16 protein-coding genes are annotated in these 17,698 nt (G+C 55.4%); 6 read left to right on the plus strand and 10 right to left on the minus strand.

Annotation, left to right across the window (positions count from 1 at the left end; all coding sequences use genetic code 11):
- Nucleotides 1-40: 40 nt before the first annotated feature.
- The 3 genes from FYJ63_RS06715 to thrB are packed head-to-tail and all read left to right on the plus strand — an operon-like array spanning nt 41 to nt 3,476.
- Entirely contained in the window at nt 41-1,333 is a 1,293-nt protein-coding gene (locus tag FYJ63_RS06715; RefSeq protein WP_154545024.1) for a homoserine dehydrogenase, read from the plus strand.
- A 30-nt stretch (nt 1,334-1,363) separates the two neighbouring features.
- Complete coding sequence (gene thrC, locus FYJ63_RS06720; RefSeq protein ID WP_154545026.1) at nt 1,364-2,503, plus strand: threonine synthase; 1,140 nt, start codon at nt 1,364-1,366, stop codon at nt 2,501-2,503.
- Between the two features lie 58 nt (nt 2,504-2,561).
- Nucleotides 2,562-3,476, plus strand: a complete 915-nt coding sequence (thrB, locus tag FYJ63_RS06725) for a homoserine kinase (RefSeq protein WP_154545028.1) — start codon at nt 2,562-2,564, stop codon at nt 3,474-3,476.
- 1 nt (nt 3,477) lies between these two features.
- On the opposite strand, the gene FYJ63_RS06730 is transcribed toward thrB, so the two are convergent.
- From FYJ63_RS06730 to FYJ63_RS06765, 8 genes are all read right to left on the minus strand, one after another.
- Nucleotides 3,478-4,371, minus strand: coding sequence for a patatin-like phospholipase family protein (locus tag FYJ63_RS06730; protein ID WP_229770029.1), 894 nt, complete (start codon nt 4,369-4,371; stop codon nt 3,478-3,480).
- Nucleotides 4,372-4,396: 25 nt separating this feature from the next.
- Complete coding sequence (locus FYJ63_RS06735) at nt 4,397-5,038, minus strand: CBS and ACT domain-containing protein (RefSeq protein WP_154545030.1); 642 nt, start codon at nt 5,036-5,038, stop codon at nt 4,397-4,399.
- 2 nt (nt 5,039-5,040) lie between these two features.
- A complete protein-coding gene (locus FYJ63_RS06740) occupies nt 5,041-5,745 on the minus strand; it encodes an ABC transporter ATP-binding protein (protein WP_154545032.1) in 705 nt (234 codons plus the stop codon).
- Nucleotides 5,738-6,526, minus strand: coding sequence for an ABC transporter ATP-binding protein (locus tag FYJ63_RS06745; protein WP_154545033.1), 789 nt, complete (start codon nt 6,524-6,526; stop codon nt 5,738-5,740). Before FYJ63_RS06745 ends, FYJ63_RS06740 begins: the two co-directional genes overlap by 8 nt.
- Nucleotides 6,523-7,539, minus strand: a complete 1,017-nt coding sequence (locus tag FYJ63_RS06750; protein WP_229770030.1) for a branched-chain amino acid ABC transporter permease — start codon at nt 7,537-7,539, stop codon at nt 6,523-6,525. The genes FYJ63_RS06745 and FYJ63_RS06750 overlap by 4 nt, the downstream gene beginning before the upstream one ends.
- Before the next feature lie 24 nt (nt 7,540-7,563).
- Nucleotides 7,564-8,448, minus strand: a complete 885-nt coding sequence (locus tag FYJ63_RS06755) for a branched-chain amino acid ABC transporter permease (RefSeq protein WP_154545037.1) — start codon at nt 8,446-8,448, stop codon at nt 7,564-7,566.
- Nucleotides 8,449-8,526: 78 nt separating this feature from the next.
- Nucleotides 8,527-9,693, minus strand: a complete 1,167-nt coding sequence (locus FYJ63_RS06760; RefSeq protein WP_229770031.1) for an ABC transporter substrate-binding protein — start codon at nt 9,691-9,693, stop codon at nt 8,527-8,529.
- A 233-nt stretch (nt 9,694-9,926) separates the two neighbouring features.
- The gene (locus FYJ63_RS06765; protein WP_154545041.1) at nt 9,927-10,724 is read right to left on the minus strand and encodes a fructosamine kinase family protein; all 798 of its coding nucleotides are present in this window, start codon (nt 10,722-10,724) and stop codon (nt 9,927-9,929) included.
- A 202-nt stretch (nt 10,725-10,926) separates the two neighbouring features.
- Between FYJ63_RS06765 and rho the strand changes: the two genes are divergently transcribed.
- The 3 genes from rho to tilS all read left to right on the plus strand — a co-directional run bounded on the left by rho (nt 10,927) and on the right by tilS (nt 15,413).
- Nucleotides 10,927-12,633 carry a transcription termination factor Rho gene (gene rho, locus FYJ63_RS06770; RefSeq protein WP_277028095.1) on the plus strand — a complete coding sequence of 569 codons (1,707 nt, stop codon included), beginning with the start codon at nt 10,927-10,929 and terminating at the stop codon, nt 12,631-12,633.
- A 176-nt stretch (nt 12,634-12,809) separates the two neighbouring features.
- Nucleotides 12,810-14,207 (plus strand): C40 family peptidase, encoded by a 1,398-nt coding sequence (locus tag FYJ63_RS06775; RefSeq protein ID WP_229770032.1) that lies wholly within the window; start codon nt 12,810-12,812, stop codon nt 14,205-14,207.
- Nucleotides 14,208-14,216: 9 nt separating this feature from the next.
- Nucleotides 14,217-15,413 (plus strand): tRNA lysidine(34) synthetase TilS, encoded by a 1,197-nt coding sequence (gene tilS, locus FYJ63_RS06780; RefSeq protein WP_154545045.1) that lies wholly within the window; start codon nt 14,217-14,219, stop codon nt 15,411-15,413.
- 279 nt (nt 15,414-15,692) lie between these two features.
- On the opposite strand, the gene FYJ63_RS06785 is transcribed toward tilS, so the two are convergent.
- Both FYJ63_RS06785 and FYJ63_RS06790 read right to left on the minus strand, forming a co-directional pair.
- On the minus strand, nt 15,693-16,664 hold the full coding sequence (locus FYJ63_RS06785) for a hypothetical protein (RefSeq protein WP_154545048.1): 972 nt from the start codon (nt 16,662-16,664) through the stop codon (nt 15,693-15,695).
- A 131-nt stretch (nt 16,665-16,795) separates the two neighbouring features.
- Nucleotides 16,796-17,542: a YiiX/YebB-like N1pC/P60 family cysteine hydrolase gene (locus FYJ63_RS06790; RefSeq protein ID WP_154545050.1), complete on the minus strand. Its 747-nt coding sequence runs from the start codon at nt 17,540-17,542 to the stop codon at nt 16,796-16,798.
- Nucleotides 17,543-17,698 lie beyond the last annotated feature (156 nt).

Genomic DNA, 17,698 nt, shown 5'->3' on the forward strand with positions numbered 1-17,698 from the left:
TCAGGCGCTTTGCTGAATATAAAACAGGGAAGGAACACCCATGAAAGAAGTAAGAATCGGACTCCTCGGCGCGGGCACGGTGGGCTCCCAAGTGGCTCGCATCCTCTCGGAACAAAACCGAGAGTTGTCAGAACGCGCCGGGGCGAACCTGGTGCTGTCCGGGGTCGCGGTGCGGGATGTCTCCAAGACACGCGAGGGGATTGATCCGGCCTTGATCACTGACGATATTGAACGGGTGATTCAAGAAGCCGACTTGGTGATTGAACTCATGGGCGGGATGGAACCGGCTCGCAGCGCCATGCTCGCGGCTTTGAACCAGGGGAAAACGGTCGTGACCGGCAACAAGGCCGTGTTGGCCGCTCACGGACCGGAACTCAACGAAGCTGCCGAAGCCCACGATGCCAGCCTCTATTTCGAAGCCGCCGTAGCGGGGGCAGTGCCGGTAGTTTACGGCTTGCGCGAATCTCTGGCAGGGGATCGGATTAACCAGGTTCTCGGAATCGTCAACGGCACCACGAATTTCATTCTGGACCAAATGACCACCCAGGGCTGGTCCTATGAACAGGCTCTGAAAGTGGCCCAGGATCTCGGCTATGCCGAGGCGGATCCGAGCGCCGACGTGGAAGGACACGATGCTGCCGCAAAATGCGCCATTTTGGCGTCATTGGCTTTCCACACCAGAGTTTCCATTGCTGACGTCCCTACCAAGGGCATTACCGACATCACTGCCGAAGACATCGAGCAGGCGCGCGAGGCCGGATACGCGGTGAAACTTCTTGCGAAAGCTCAACGAGTCTTGGTGGACGGAGTCGAGCAAATCGCTCTGGGAGTTGAACCTACCTTGGTGCCCTTGACCCATCCTCTGGCTGGAATCAATGGGCCCTACAATGCGATCGTTTTAGAGACCGAGTTCGCCGGTCGGCTCATGTTTTATGGGGCAGGAGCGGGCGGCGCTCCCACGGCCTCGGCAGTCCTTTCAGATGTGGTCGCGGGAGCGGGACATATAGCCCACGGGGGACACGCGCCTAGAGAATCCGTCTACGCCGATTTGCCGATTTGCGAACCCGGGAAGGTACTTTCCAGCCTCCAAGTCCGCCTCGAGGTGTCTCAACAGATTGGTGCCCTGGCCCAAGTTGTGCAGGCATACCAGGAAGGTGGTGTTTCGGTGGCTTCAGTGCGCCAACCCCCTGTGGGAGACCAAGAAGACCAGGCCACACTGATTATTTCCACCCACCGCGCCACGAAGAACCAGCACGACGATATCCTCGCAGTTTTGGCTAAATCTCCGTTAGTGCATAAAATCGCATCAGTGATGTCTGTTGAAGAAGGCTAGTAATCACAAGCGAAGGGGATCGAATTAAACATGGCTAATATGTGGAGCGGCCTGCTGGAAGAATACCGCAATAGGCTCCCCGTGGAAGTCTCTGACCCGATTGTGACCCTCTATGAGGGCAACACGCCCTTGGTGCGTTCCCCCAGATTGGAGACTCGTGTTGCTGAAGCCTCCGCGGGTGCGGGGGTAGACGGGAGCGGCACCGAAATCTACGTGAAATTCGAGGGCGCCAACCCGACCGGTTCCTTCAAAGACCGCGGGATGACGATGGCGATGACGAAGGTCAAAGCCGCGGGAACCCAGATGGTTGCCTGTGCCTCGACGGGAAACACCTCCGCTTCGGCCGCGGCCTATGCGGTGGCTGCCGCAATCGGGTGTGCGGTCATTCTTCCCGCCGGAAAGATTGCGCTAGGGAAACTCGCCCAAGCCGTCATGCACGGAGCGCAGTTGGTGGCAGTGGACGGAAACTTCGACGACTGCCTACGCATCACCCGCGAACTCACCGAACAGTATCCGGTGGCTTTGGTGAACTCGATTAATCCCTATCGCTTGCAGGGGCAAAAAACCGCTGCCTTCGAGATATGTGACGCGCTGGGGGATGCGCCGGATATTCATGTTCTCCCTGTCGGGAACGCCGGCAACATCAGCGCTTACTGGATGGGGTACAACGAATATTTCGGGCGCAAAGTGACTTCATCAATCGAAGACTCGGCTCTGCATCTGAAGCCTTTGACGACAAAACTTCCGCGGATGTGGGGGATTCAAGCCGAGGGAGCGGCGCCTTTCGTGGTGGGCCATCCGGTTGACAATCCGGAAACAATCGCGACGGCGATTCGGATCGGGAATCCGGCTTCCTGGGCCTATGCGGCTGCGGCGCGCGACGATTCCGGCGGTTTGATTACTGCCGTTTCCGACCAAGCGATTATGGAAGCCCAAGCGATTATTGCCGCCGAGGTGGGGGTGTTCTGTGAGCCGGCTTCCGCGGCTTCGGTGGCGGGATTGTTAGCTTTGGCATCCGCGGGGCAGGTACCGGCCGGAGCCCGCATTGTTTGTACCCTGACCGGCAACGGATTGAAAGACACTGCGACGGCAATGGAAGTTCGCGGAGACGTGACTCCGCCGGTCATCGCTCCGGAACTATCCGCGGCGGTGCAAGCTCTCGGCTTATAAAAGTGGGACGACAAAGCACGCCCCCATCGTCCCAGAGATAATGAGTAAGGATTTGTTGATGAACTTTGTGCGCGATGAGGTGACAGTTTCGGTTCCCGCTTCTTCAGCGAACCTCGGGCCCGGATTCGATGCCATCGGGGTGGCCCTGGAGATGCGAGACGAGGTCACGGTGCGAGCCACTACTGGTAAGACCCGCGTCACTGTCGAAGGTGAAGGCGCGGGCGAAGTTCCCACCGATGACTCCAACATGGTGGTTGAGGCTCTGCGGGCCGGCCTTGACGCGGTCGGAGCCTCCCAGATTGGCATCGAGATGCGCTGCGTGAACCGCGTCCCCCACGGGCGCGGGCTCGGCTCGTCCTCGGCGGCGATTGTTTCGGGTCTTGCAACGGCTTCTGCTCTCCTCGAGCCGGGGGCCTTGACTCGCGACGAGATCTTCGAGATTGCTGCCCACATGGAGGGTCACCCTGATAACGCGGCTCCCGCAGTTTATGGCGGGGCGGCTCTGGGATGGATTGAACCCGCGGATCCTCTAACCGGCGCTCCGGCACAGGCCTTTGCCAGGTCCTTTGAGGTCTCTCAGGACGTCCGTGTCACCGTGTTGATTCCCGAGTTCGAGTTTTCGACCTCGAAGGCGCGCGCGATGCTTCCTGATGCGGTGCCACACCGTGATGCCGCCTTCAACGCGGGGCGAGCGGCGCTGTTGCCGATTGCGCTGTCCCAACACCCGAGCCTGCTCTACTATGCCACCGAAGACCGTCTCCACCAGGAATATCGCCGTGCGGGGATGCCCTCGACCCTGGATCTGATTGACCGGCTGCGCGCTGAGAAACTTCCGGCCGCGGTCTCCGGCGCCGGCCCCACGGTCATTGTTTTTGCCCACTTGAACGCCGCAAAGCGCCAAGAAATTGCCCGAGAAGGCTGGAAACCCCTTGAGCTCCCCGTTGCCACTCAGGGGATCATCGTCAAAGAGTGACTCAAACGAGTCCGAGGAAATCCCTAATCGCAGGTAACTCGCGGGTCATTTGGGCGTAGCCAGCTTCGAAGTTGGTGGCGAGCTTTGCCGGATCATCCTCATAGTTTTGGACTCTCATGTTCTCCGGATAGAACAGATAGGCTTGGCCTTCCGCTTCCAAGCCGCGCAGCCGCGCCAGGGTTCGGTTATAGTTTTCCGCGCGGTGCCTCAGCGCGCGCGCCGCCAGGGGATAGTTCCCCAAGAGGCGGTTTGCGAGGCGGGAGGCCGGAGAAGTCTCCTTCACATAGCCGCGCGGACGAGTTAAAACCACAAAAAACTTGCGGTATCCCTCAAGTTCCGCCACATCTAAGGGAATCCCGCCGCTGGCTCCGATAGCACCGTCCATATAGGGCTCCCCAGCAATCAAAGTCACGGGTGTGACCACCGGCATCGAGGAGGAGGCTTTACAGACGTGGGCTAGTTTCAATTCGCTATCCACTTGCGCGGAGGAAAAATACACGCAGGCTCCTCGTGCGGCGTTATACGCCCCAATCCGCCACTTCGCGGGATTGGCTTGGAACCGCTCGTAGGGGAGTTCCAAGAGTTCCCCCTCCTGAGTCATCTCATAATAGATTCGATCCAGGTTGAAAACACCGTGGCCAGTGAGAAGACTGCGTTTACCGGCGAAAAACCTGTCCTCAGCGATATCAACAGAGCTTTGGCGGGAACGTTTGGGAAGCCGCGCAATGTAGTTCACGAGATTTGCGGCTCCGGAAGAAATCCCGCAAACATAATCTAGGTAGACCTCCGACTCCAAAAGGGCGTTGATTGCCCCGGCGGTGTAGCTCCCGCGCATCCCGCCGCCCTCAAGAACTAAGGCGGTGTCGAAAACGTTGTTTTCCAGCAGATTTACCAAGATATCCCGTCCCTTTTGGAAAAAACTACTCGTTGCGAAGCACGTAACGGACTTTGAAGCCGGCTGCAGTGAAAGTCTGTTCGAGATCGTCAGTGTTCAAGGTATTCACCCCGAGAATCACCAGAGAGCTTTCCATTCCAGTTCGGTAGACCGCGATATGGGTGATGTTGGTTTCGGTTTCTCCGGTAACGGCAGCGAGACGGGACATAACCCCGGGCTGGTCATCGGCTTCGATCACTAAGCGGGTGCCCTTTTCGCGGGCTCCGTTGATTTCCACAAAGGCATCCAAAACATCGGACTCGGTAATCACCCCAACGAGTTTTTCCCCGTCCAGCACCGGAAGAATCTCGACTTCCTCGTTGCGCATCAGAATCGCGGCCTCTTCCAGGAGGGCATCCGCGCTGATGGTCGGCGGATTCTTATGCATGACCTTGTAGACCTTCAACTTGGAAAGCAGATACGCCACCTCCCCGAAAGACAGGGAAGTTGCATCCGAAGGCGAGGCTCGGTTGATGTCGGCTTGGGACACGATGCCGACGAGCTTCCCGTCACGCAAAGCCGGTAGCTTCGTCACATGGTGTTCCTTCATCATCTCGATAGCGTCCGGCACCGTCGCGCCAGAGTCAATCGTGAAAGGGTTCGCGGTCATCCGCCACTTCACAAACATCTTTATCCTCCCAGGTAGGCGTGTTTAACATCTTCGCTAGCCAGAAGTTCTGAAGCTTCACCGCTCAAAACAATCTTGCCAGTTTCCATCACGTAGGCGCGGTTTGCAATCCGCAAAGCCATATTGGCATTTTGCTCCACCAAGAGGATGGTTGTCCCGGTTTCGCGAATTTTCACAATGATATCGAAAATTTCTTGAACAAACAGCGGGGCGAGACCCATTGATGGTTCGTCGAGCAAGAGCACCTTCGGACGCGCCATGAGCCCGCGTCCCATCGCGAGCATTTGCTGCTCCCCGCCGGACAAGGTGCCAGCGAGCTGGGTCTTGCGGTCGGCGAGAACCGGAAAACGTTCAAACACCATCTTCAAATCGGCGGCGATTCCCGCGCGGTCGCGACGCTGGAAAGCCCCCAAGTCAAGATTTTCCATCACGGTGAGTTGCGGGAAAACCCGCCGCCCTTCCGGAACGTGGATGAGTCCGGCCTTTACTCGATCCCGCGCGGAGGTCTTGGTAATCTCTTTCCCGTCGAGGAAAACCGAGCCCTCCAAGGGCTTTTCGAGACCGGAGGCAGTCCGGAGAGTGGTGGTTTTCCCCGCCCCGTTGGCGCCAATCAAGGTGACAATCTCGCCCTCGCGGACTTCTAAAGAAATCCCTTTGAGGGCTTGAATCCCCCCGAAAGAAACCTTCAAATCGCGAATCTCAAACATCTTCCACCTCTTCCCCGAGGTAAGCCTCAATCACCTTCGGGTTATTGCGCACCTCGTCAGGAGTTCCCGAAGCAATCACGATGCCGTGGTCGAGAACGTAAATCCGCTCACAGATCTTCATGACCAGGCTCATATCGTGCTCAATCAGGAGAATCGTCAAGTTGTAGGTCTTGCGAATGAATTCAATCAGCTCCGTCAACTGCGCGGTTTCCGCCGGGTTCATGCCGGCCGCGGGCTCGTCGAGCAGCAGGAGCTTCGGGTCGGTGGCGAGCGCGCGCGCAATCTCTAGGTGGCGCTGGTCTCCGTAAGACAGGTTTCGCGCCAGCTCTTCGGCTTTGGTCTCCAGATTCATCATCCGCAATAGCTCCAAAGAACGCTCGCGAACTTTCTGCTTGGATTTTCCCCAAGACGGCAGGTGGAAAAACGACGACAGCAGCGAGTACTTTTCGCGCTGTTCCATCGCGAAAACCACGTTGTCGAGAACGGTTAGCTCCTTGAATAGCCGAATGTTTTGGAAGGTACGAGCCATTCCGGCGTGAGAAATCATGTAGGGTTTTTTCCCGCCGAGTTGGATTTCCTTGGTATCGGGGGTGAAACCGATAGTGCCCGAAGACGGCGGGTAAACGCCGGTCAGCAAGTTGAATACGGTAGTTTTTCCCGCACCGTTGGGTCCAATCAGGCCGATGAGCTCCCCGCGTTCGAGGTGCATCTCCACATCGGTTACCGCGGCGAGACCACCGAAGTTGCGGGTCAGTTTGTGGACATCAAGAATCGTGGTCATTTCGCCGCCTCCTGCTCCGCCTTCTGCTCGGTTTTCGGCTCGGTCTCCCGCTCCGTTTTCGGCTCGGTATCTACCGCGGCCTCGCCCGAATTCGGCTTTCTTCCGGGAATGAGAGAGCCCAGTAATTTCAAAGATAGCTCCTTCGTTCCGAGCAGCCCTTGTGGACGGAACACCATCAGGATGACCAGCACCAGCGAGTAGAGAATCATCCGAATCTCGGGGAAGGGCTGGAGTAGGGTCGAGACCACCGCCAAGAGAATGGCCGCAATCACCGAACCGGTCAAAGAACCAAGACCGCCCAACACCACGATGACGAGGATATTGATTGACATCATGAAGTTGAATAGGTCGGGTTTGATGAAGAAGAAGTTGGCCGCGTAAATCCCGCCGGCGAGAGCCCCGAAAGCCGCGCCGACCGTGAAGGCCAGGGTCTTGGTGCGGGTCGAATAAACCCCGATGGATTCCGCCGCGATTTCGTCCTCACGCACGGCGATGCAGGAATGGCCGTGGCGAGAGTTCAAGAAATTCTTGATGAGGACGATGGTTCCGGCAGTGAAGATGAATAGCCAGTTCCAGTTGACGAATTGCGGCGTCGTCAAACCGGCCGCCCCGTTGGTGAAGTCGAAGTTCAACAAGAGCACACGGATAATCTCGGCCATACCGAGCGTCGCGATTGCGAGATAGTCGCCTTTCAAACGCAAGGTCGGCAACCCAATCAAAACTCCAATCAGCGCCGCCAAGAGGCACCCGACCAGGATCCCCAGCAAAAAGCCCCACACGGTCGGAATCGAGATAGTGATTAGCGCGGTAGAGTAGGCGCCCACCGCCATGAAACCGGCGTGGCCCAAAGAAAACTGGCCGGTGAAGCCGGTGACGAGGTTTAAAGACACCGCGAGAATGATGTTGACACAGATGGTCACCATCGTGTTTTGGATGTAGGCATCAATGATGCCACCCATGATGAGCCCCTGCACGATGCCGTAAATCGCAAGCAGAATTAAGAGTTGAATCAAGAAGCTTTTCTTACCGGACATGGCTCACACCTTCTCTCTCACGTTCTTGCCGAGAAGACCGGTCGGTTTGAAAATCAGCACAATAATCAAGACGAAGAACACGACCGCATCGCGGTAGGTGGAGAAGCCGAGTCCCGAAACGATAGTCTCCAAGATACCGATGATGAAACCGCCGATTAGCGCGCCGGGGATGAGTCCGATTCCGCCCAAAACGGCGGCCACAAAGGCCTTCAAACCGGGCATAATGCCCATCAGCGGATTGATGGAGTTGTAATAGGCTCCGACCAAAACGCCAGCCGCGCCAGCTAGGGAAGAGCCGAGGATGAAAGTGAAAGAAATCGTGTTATCAACACTGATACCCATGAGTTTCGCAGCATCTTGGTCTTGAGACACCGCGCGCATTGCCTTACCCATGCGGGTCTTTTTCACGATGAACTGCAGGGCGATCATGAGGAACAGCGATACCCCGATGATGACGATTTGCATTCCGGAAATCGTGGCTCCCGCCACCTTGAAAGAAGCAGCCATGAATCCGGTTTGGGTGGGATAGGAACGAACTGAGGCTCCCACAAAATACATCATGGTGTATTCGAGAAGGAGCGAGACCCCGATGGCCGTAATCAAAACGGCGATGCGAGTCGAATTCCGCAAGGGCTTGTAGGCGACACGTTCAATGACCATTCCCAACACCCCACAAAGCGCCATCGCCACAATCAGCGAGGTGAAGATGTCGAGGCGGAAAATCGTCATGCAGGCAAAGCCAATATAGGCGCCAACCATATACACATCGCCGTGGGCAAAGTTGATGAGCTGAATAATGCCGTAAATCATGGTGTAACCCAAGGCAATCAGCGCATAGATGCTCCCCAGCGATAGCCCATTAATGAGCTGTTGGAGTATCAGTTCCATAAGTTTCCCTTTTCGGACTTGGGGGAGGGGCACCGCCGGACAGAGCCGCGGTCACCCCTCCCACAAGCAGTTTAGCGATTACTTCAGCCCGTAAGCTTCCGCCGCCGCCTGTTCGCCGTCTTTCAGGTTGATGACAACAGCGGTCTTAATCGGGTCGTGGGTCTTCGGATCGATATCGAACTTACCGGTCACACCATCGAAGCCTTTGTAACTAGCCATGGCTTCCTTCACCGCGTCGCCGGTTAGCTCCTTGGCGTTGCCCAAGGCGCCCGCCACGAAGTACGCCGTATCGTAGCCCAGAGCGTTGAAGGAGGACGGATCTTCACCAAACTTCGCTTTGAAGTCCGTGATGAACTTCTGGAGTTTCTCGTTGGAGGCATCCAAAGCGGAATAGTGGGAGGTGAAGTAGACATTGTTGAGAGCCTGGGCGCCGGCGAGTTCCAGCAAGGTCGGGGAGTCGAAGCCGTCGCCACCGAGAATCTTGGAGTCGATGCCCAGTCCGCGAGCCTGCTTGATGATGAGGCCGACTTCCTGGTAGTAACCCGGGATGTACATCACATCGAAGGTCTCGCCCTTCAAACGGGTCAAAACGGAGTTGAAGTCGGTGTCACCAGCCACGTAGGCTTCCTCACCGGTAATCTTGCCGCCGGCCTCTTCGAAGGTCTTCTTGAAGTTTTCAGCCAAGCCCTTGGCGTAGTCGGAGGAGTTGTCCTTGTAGATAACCGCAGTCTTCGCGCCCAACTTGTCGAAGGCGTACTTCGCCATTACCCCGCCCTGGTAGGAGTCGGAGAAGCAGGTGCGGAAAGCGAAGTCCTGGAGCTTGCCCTTGGTCACCGTCACATCATCGGCGGTGGCAGAACCGGAGACAACCGGAACCTTGGACTGGTTTCCCACGGGAATGACCGCTTTGAAAGAACCGGAGGTGGCCGGACCAATCATGGTCACAACCTTGTCCTGGTTCATGAGTTTAGTGGCCAAAGTCGTGGCCTCGGCGGGCTCAGATTTAGAGTCGTATTTCACGACTTCAATCTTCTTGCCGTTCACGCCACCGGCGGCGTTGATTTCGTCAAAAGCCATCTCGATGCCGTCAACATTTTGCTGACCGTAAGTCGCGACCGCTCCGGAAAGCTCGTAGTTGACACCAACCTTGATGGTGTCGCCCTGGGCGGCATTACCGCCGGTATTAGCTCCGGAGCAAGCGCTGAGGCCGGCTGCGGTCAGGGTAGCGAGAGCAAGTGTTGCCATAATGCGTTTCATTAATATGCCTCATTCTCTATTTAGTATCCGATAGGGGAGCTGGGGAAAATCCCCAAAGTCATAACGGTTACTTTAGTTTGACGAGATATCTTGAGCCAAATTTCGATAAGAAAAGTTTCAATAGTTGAACATCGTTGTGGTAGGGCCACGGTATCGGAAGAGAAAGATTGAATGGTAAAGAAACTGGAGGGTCGATTAATAGTGTTGAGTGAACAGGCATTTTAGACATAACGCTGCAAAATGGTTTCTACTGCTGACAAGTAGCCAGCTCCAAAAAGAGCCAGATGCAGGGTCAACATATAGATCCGATGCAGCGGAACCCGTTCTTCCCAGCCTTTTGCTAGTGGGGAGACACTGTTGTATCCGGCATAAATTTCGCTCATTAAGGGAGTGCCGAAAAGACCGCACTCCGCGAGGTCAGTTTCCGCGTGTCCCCCGTAGGCGCTCGGGTCAATCAGAGTGATGCCTTGATTGGTCCACATGAGGTTTCCGGCCCAAAGATCCCCGTGGAGGCGAGCCGCGGGGGTTTTCACCAAGGGAGGCTGCGGGGTGTCGAATTCGCCACTTTCCAACAAGTGATAGACCTTTTCGAGGCGTTTTGCGGTGGTAGCGGGGAGGTCACCATTCATCGCGGAGGCTTCGGCGACGGGTCGAAGTCTCTCGGCAACCAGCCACTCGCCGAAGCTTGAGTACGTCGATTCTTCACTAAGTGGGACTACGGACATGGGCATTTTCCCCTTATTGGCCCTTGTCGAATCCCAAGTATCGGGAGCGGCTCCCCAACAGCGCGCCCCTTTCGCATGAGTGAGAGCCAGCGCGGCGCCAAAAGCGCGCGCGGCAGCCTCGGTGGGAGTGGTGCTTTCAAGATAATCGAGGTGGAGGCCCTCGCCGTCCAAGCCTCTAATCGCGACGATGTGCGCCCCGCCGTCGGGTTCGGCCTCTCGCAGCCAGTTGAGTCCCGCAGCCTCGTACTCGAGCTCCGCGTTGGTGGCGCGCTTGATGAATTCCCCGTGGTTCATACCTCCACCCTACCGGAGCAAAACCTTTCCGCGCGGGAGCATTTGGCAAGATGGTTTCGGGAAGGTATGATTCTATCTATGCGGTTTTACCGCGAGGTTCGAAGCTAATCCCGAACCGTTTTCCCTGATTCTTTTTCTTTCGAATCAGTGTGCCCAGGACAAAAGCCCTTCGGGCTGGACCCATTTCAAGATAAGGACCCTTGTGAACGACAACCAATCACTTGCTGCAATGAAACTTAACGAACTGCGTGAACTAGCAAAGTCGCTGGGAATCAAAGGCATTTCGCAGGCTCGTAAACCCCAACTTATTGAGGCTATCCAAGAAAACCAAGCCGCGCAGGGATTCGGACCTGCCCAGAATGCAAAGCCGACAAAAGCGGAAGACACGGCTGAAAAAGACACCGCTGCTTCCACCCGCGGACGGACTCGCCGTCGCGCTTCGTCCCCCGCCGGAGAACCCGAACATGAAGCCGCTACTCTCGATGTGAAGGCAGCATTGGCCCACGATTTGGGAGCCACCCCGTCCAAGCGAGATGCCGAGGAAACCGACCGCGAGTTGGAAAACAATCCGGCTCTCGAGGCAGTCGCTAATGAAGCCAGCGCGAAACGAGAGCACAACCAGGAGCGTTCCGAGCGTTCCGACCGCTTTGAGCGCCGGAACCGGAACCAGGATCGCAACTCGGATCGTGGGCGCGGGCGAAACCGTAATCGCAACCGCGGTCGGGATCGCGATGATTACGACAACAATCAGAACAACAATGGTGAAGATTTGAGTCCGGAAGAAATGCTCCCCATCGCGGGCATTTTGGACGTGAAAGAAAATCACGCCTTTGTTCGGACCTCCGGTTATCTCCCGGGGCCAAACGATGTCTATGTCACTTTGGGGCAGGTGCGTCGTTGGGGATTGCGTGCGGGAGACGCGATTGTGGGGGCCATCCGTAAGCCGCGGGAAGGTGAAGTCCAGCGCGTCAAACACAACGCCTTGGTTCATCTCGAATCCATCAACGGGATGGCGATTGAAGAAGCCGCTGAACGGGTCCAATTCGAGAAACTGACTCCGCTCTATCCCGATGAACAGCTTCGTTTGGAAACCACCGCGAAGGCTATCACTCCGCGGGTTATCGACCTGGTGGCGCCCATCGGCAAGGGCCAGCGCGGTTTGATTGTCTCCCCGCCGAAAGCCGGTAAGACCATCATTTTGCAACAAATTGCCAACGCGATTTCGGCCAACAACCCCGAAGTTCACATCATGGTGGTTCTGGTTGATGAGCGTCCGGAGGAAGTTACCGATATGCAGCGCACCGTGAAGGGTGAAGTGATTGCTTCGACTTTCGACCGGCCAGCCAATGAACACACGACTGTCGCGGAGCTCGCAATTGAACGGGCCAAGCGCCTCGTGGAGCTCGGCGGCGATGTGGTGGTGTTGCTCGACTCCATCACGCGTTTGGGCCGTGCCTATAACTTGGCTGCGCCGGCCTCAGGTCGCATCTTGTCCGGCGGTGTGGATGCCTCCGCGCTCTATCCGCCGAAGCGTTTCTTCGGTGCGGCCCGCAATGTTGAAAACGGGGGTTCCTTGACGATTCTCGCGACCGCCCTGGTTGAGACCGGTTCGAAGATGGACGAAGTGATTTTCGAAGAGTTCAAGGGGACCGGCAATATGGAGCTTCGGTTATCGCGCGAGCTTTCTGAGAAGCGCATTTATCCGGCGGTGGATGTCAATGCTTCCGGTACGCGCCACGAGGAAGTCCTGTTCAACAAGGATGAGCTCGCGATTATGTGGCGGCTGCGTCGTTTGTTGGCTGGCCTCGAGACCCAACCGGCGACCGAGCTAGTGTTGAAGAAACTCAAGGATACCCAGTCCAATGCGGAGTTCCTGATGGTGGTCGCGAAGACGACACCTGCTGAGTAAGTTTTTGGGACGATGGGGACACGCCCCCATCGTCCCATTTTGTCCGGACAAATGTTACTAAAGTTACAAAAGTTTCTGGTGTTAAAGATGTTAATTTCGTGAAAAATGTTAAATTTGTTGCGAACTGCCGATTGATGCGACTAGAGTTATAAAAGCTTATACCTCGGGAGGAAGTCTTGGCTCGCAATTACCTAGGCAACAAGTGGAGAAATCGAATCGTCATCGGTACCGCCGCCATGGCGATTACCCTCAGTCTGGGGACGATTCCGGCAGCTATTGGTGCGCCCGGCTCTAAAGAAGAGCGCATTGCCCAACTCGAAAGCCAAATCGCCCAGAACCGCGTCCGCGCTGACAAAGCCGCGCTGGCTGTTGATGAAACCGCTGCCGCTTATGCCGCGGCCTTTGATGAACTCAGCGCTGCCCAGGCTTTGGCCACCGCGGCTAGCGAAAAAGCCAAGAAAGCCGCGGAAGAAGCCGACGCCGCCAAAGCCAAACTCGGTCTGTTGGCAGTGGCTAAATACCGGCAGGATAAGAACAATTTTGCCGGTTTTGAGGCCGTTACGGAAACGGACGCCTTCCACACCCAAGCCCTGAAACAGGAAGTCAACGACATTCTGGGTGCGCAAGCAGATGACCAGGCGCAGGGGCTCACGGCCTTGCAAAACGTGGCGGAAGTCCTGCAGGATGAGGCCGCTAGGGCGATAGCCGGCAAAAAGGCAGCCGCCGAGAACCTAGCGCAAACTGAGCGCAGCGCTCGGGCTGAAGCCGAATCTGCGGTAGAAGATCTCCAAAACGCTCGTGCGGAACGGGAAAAAATCATTGTTGAGCTAGCGAAGGCTCGCGAGGTGAGCCTCGCCCAGGAACGTGAGCGTCAAGCGAAGGTAGAAGCCGTTCACCAAGCAGCTTTGGCTGCCGCTGCGGAAAAGAAGCGCGCTGAAGAAGCCGCTTTAGCGGCCCGGCAGGCTGAAATCAAGAAGGCTCAAGACCTTCGTGACGCCCAGGCTCGAGCCCAGCGAGAAGCAGCGGCAGCAGCTAAAGCCCAAGCCGAGGCTCAGGCCGCCCAGCAGGCGCGTGCCGACGCCCAGGAACAGGCTCGCGCTCAGCAAGCCGCCCAGCAGGCGCAACAACGCGCCAATCAAGCTCGCCAAAAGGCCCAGCAAGTTGCACAGAAACCGGCCACAACCGCACCTAGCGGAGCGGCAGCGACGGGCGCAGGCGGCGCCTTGCTGAACTGGGCGAAGGGAAAGATTGGACTGCCGTACATCTGGGGAGGAAATGGCCCGGGCGGCTACGATTGCTCCGGATTGATTTACGCCGGCATGCAGGCGCAAGGGCGTAACATTGCACGGGTGGCTTCGGGGCAATATTCGAGCTTGGCTAATGTTAGCTACGACCAGCGGCAGCCGGGAGACCTGATTTTCTATTCCTCAAACGGCAGCGCCTCAGGCGTGTACCACGTGGGTATTTACGCCGGTAATGGCCAGATGCTGCATGCTCCCAGCCCGGGGCGCAACATCGCAATCGTGCCCATCTACAGCCCCGATAAAATCATGCCCTATGTGGCAAGGCTCTAGTCTAGGTCTATGAATCAGAGTGCTCCTTACATAACTTCCGCGGGAACGGACGCGCGGGTGTGGGAACGCGATGCGGGCGGAGCCCTGGGGGAAATCCAGCTTGCGCTGAAGGATTTTTTGGAAGGCGTTAAGCGTGAACGGGTGCTCCTGGTCGCGGCCTTGTCTGGCGGACCGGATTCCCTGGCTTTAGCAGCGGCGATGTCTCGGGTGGCAATTGCGCGCGAGGATCCGTGGCAGGTGGCGGCTTTCACTGTCGACCACGGGTGGCGCGCGGAATCCGCGGCGGAGGCTGAGGCTGCCGCGGCTTGCGCCAGAGAGTTCGGTTTCGAGGTGGCAAAGGTGCTGCGCGCGCAAATCCCCGAAGCGACCGGTGGGCCGGAGCGAGCGGCGCGCGAAATGCGCTGGCGTTTACTCGCTCGCGCGAGCGTTTCCGAAGCGAAAGCGCGGGGTTTGGACTCGGCGGTGATTCTGACCGGTCACACCCTTGACGACCAGGCAGAAACTGTGCTGTTGCGCCTAGGTCGGGGGGCTTCGCTTCAGGCCGTAGGGGCTATGGGTAAGGTGGGTTCGCTCAACCCGAAAACCGGACTGCCTTTACGGAACCTGCCTCTTGAGGAGGATCTGGATGAACTTTATGAAGACGAGATAGGCCTCGAAGTAGGGCGACCCCTGCTCGGGGTGCGGCGCGTAACTACCCACGCGGCCTGTGAAGAAACCGGCCTGGTGGCGGTGGTGGACCCCACCAACAAAGCCGATGGCCCCGCGCGGCGTGCGGACGGGGAAGCTCTCCCGCGAGCCGCTATTCGGGAACGGGTTTTGCCTGAGTTGGCACGGGCTCTAGGTCAAGACCCCGCCCCGGCTTTGGCCAGATTCGCTCGCCAAGCCCAGGATGATGAAATGGCTTTGCACGGGGAGGCCAACAAAATATTGTGGAAAGCCCTGGTTGATGAGCCGGACTGGGAGCCGGGAGACCCTATCAAGCTCGAGATTTCCGCCTTCGAGATGGTCCACGAGACGATAGTCAGTCGAGTCATACTGCGGGCACTCACTTGGGCGGGAGCCCGAAGCGGGGACCTCACGGAAGCGCACCTTCGCGAGGTGACGCGCCTCATTCGCGCCTGGCACGGGCAAGGGCCGCTGGATCTCCCGGGGATTCAAGTGTCTCGCCAAGACGGGTTCCTGGTTTTTGAGCGCCCGTGCCCCTGACGCGCTCGCAATGCTTTGCCAAACTGCCTAATAAAATCACGCCAAATTGCCGAACAAATTCGCACCAAATTACCTAATTAAATCCCGCCAAATTACCTGAAGCAGTGTATTATTGCTGGTGAGCTCAATAAAACTTTTGTGTGTTAGAGATGGGGAGACGATGGCTTCTGAGAACCGGAAATATCACCAACGAGTGGCGAATACACCATGAAAGGTTAACCCGCTGAGCTTCTTGAAGGTTGTACTCCCATTTAGAACCCGTCAAGTCTGGAGTTGGGGCTACTGCATGTTGGATTCACGAAAAAACCAGTCAGAAGAGATAGTGATTCCCATGTCCTTGGCGTATTCCTGATTAACGCGGTGCTTCAATTCGTCAACGAGTTGATGGGTGTCCAGATTAACCCGATACAAGAATTCGGTATACTGACCAGACTCGCGCGTTTGGCATCCCACCAGTGCGTAGTTCTTGAACAAGGTCAAAGAGTGGCATAACACGGATGAATCCGTGGTTAATTGGATTTGTCCGGTTTTGTTCCAATAAAGATCATGAAATAATAACAGCGAAGGATTGTTGTTTGATAGTGAAACGAATGTGTTATTATAAAGTTTTGCCTGGTTGATACCGTCTTGAAAACTGTCTGATTGGAAAATAATCAGGTTATCTGAAGTGAAATGGAGTAGTCTGTAAGACAAGTCACTCATCTGTGTGATACAGACGATTTTATCACTGACAAAATGGCAGGCGTGAAACCACTTTAGGTTTGTATCCTTTTCTAGATGGCTGACTATATGTCCAGTCTCTAAATCCAGAATAAAATAAGAAGCTTGTTTGGAAGTGCCGGAAACAAGCGCTAGTGAATCTGTGGTATCTATAGAATCTACAAAACAGTCAACAGTGGTTTTCCATAGAGGTTTGCCTTGTTTGTCTATTCTGACTATCAAGTCCGGATACCACATATCCGGAATATTATTTCCTACCTTATTTTTTGAAAGGATAGCGCCACCCTGGGGTAGCGAACTTACGGCAGTATATCCGCCGAAATTATTATCTGTATTATATACATCTAGCACTTGCCAACTTTGATCCTTATTTACCTGGAGTAGGCCATTGCTGCGAGCTGCGGCTATATATATTGAATTGGTGTTCCAATTCGAGGCAAACAAATAGTTCGAATAAGGGATATTTGCTAATTTCTTTTGGGATCGTTTGTTATTTTCAAAACTGATAATAGATGACGGTTCGTCGAACATGTCGCTTTGGATGGAAATCGACTGGTTTTCGTTTAAATCAAATTTACCACTAGTATTAACTGGAGTATATGAGCAACTTGAAAGTGTTACTAAAGAAGCGCAGGAGAGTATAATAAGTAGAAAGCGATTCATTATCGACTCAAGTCGCTCCAGAGTGCTATCGTCGCGTCTGACTTTACCAATTCTGCCGGCGTTACTGCCTGATCCCAGCGAATATAATCAATATCATTCCCTTGGGAACGCCAGGCATTCCACACAAGCTGTGAACAATAGAATTTATCCGTCCTATATTTGTTAGTAGGATCGATGAAGTACGGCTTACCTACCTGTGCTTCTGCCCATTCTGCTGCCCCTTTTCGTTTGCTCAGGCTAGAAACTCTGTTACCCAATCTGATTCTATTGATATCGCGACTTGCCCAATCGTTGTAGTAATATTGCACGCCACCTACTTTTCTGGGTGAGAAATCTTTTGCGTATGCCTCTATAGTGTAAAGGGTAGATGTGCTGATTATAGCTGCGTGCCCAACAAAGGCTACTCCTGAAGATTGACCTGATGTTGAAACCCAAATTTCCCCGACTTCGCCCTGCGATGCATTTACTGTTTTTAGGTCAATTCCGCCGTTCCTATTCTGGAGGTCCAATTTTAGTTCATCCTCTACACGTTGCATAAGCTCCTTGTCTCGTTGCACCATATCCTCGAAATATTCCTTAGAAATTCCTGTTTCGGCAATTTTACTTTCTTCGCCATAATTATCTGTGCTTGTTCCGCTCACAACGCCTGAAAATAACATGCTAAGTGTAGCTAGAGATATGCCAATTTTCATTATATCATCTCCCTTGACGCTAATTACTACATTGGTTATACTTATAATAGCCATATTGCCACTATTATGTCAACTAGAATTCCTGAAGCGTCCTGGGTTTTGTTCCTACCTGTTTTTGAGAGGATAGGAACATGCCTAGAAGGTATTCACAAGAGTTTAAGGATCGCGCGGTGCGGATGGTCGTGGATCGTTTGGCTGATGATCCCTCCT

The sequence above is a fragment of the Mobiluncus porci genome (assembly GCF_009695935.1).
GTDB classification, from domain to species: domain Bacteria; phylum Actinomycetota; class Actinomycetes; order Actinomycetales; family Actinomycetaceae; genus Mobiluncus; species Mobiluncus porci.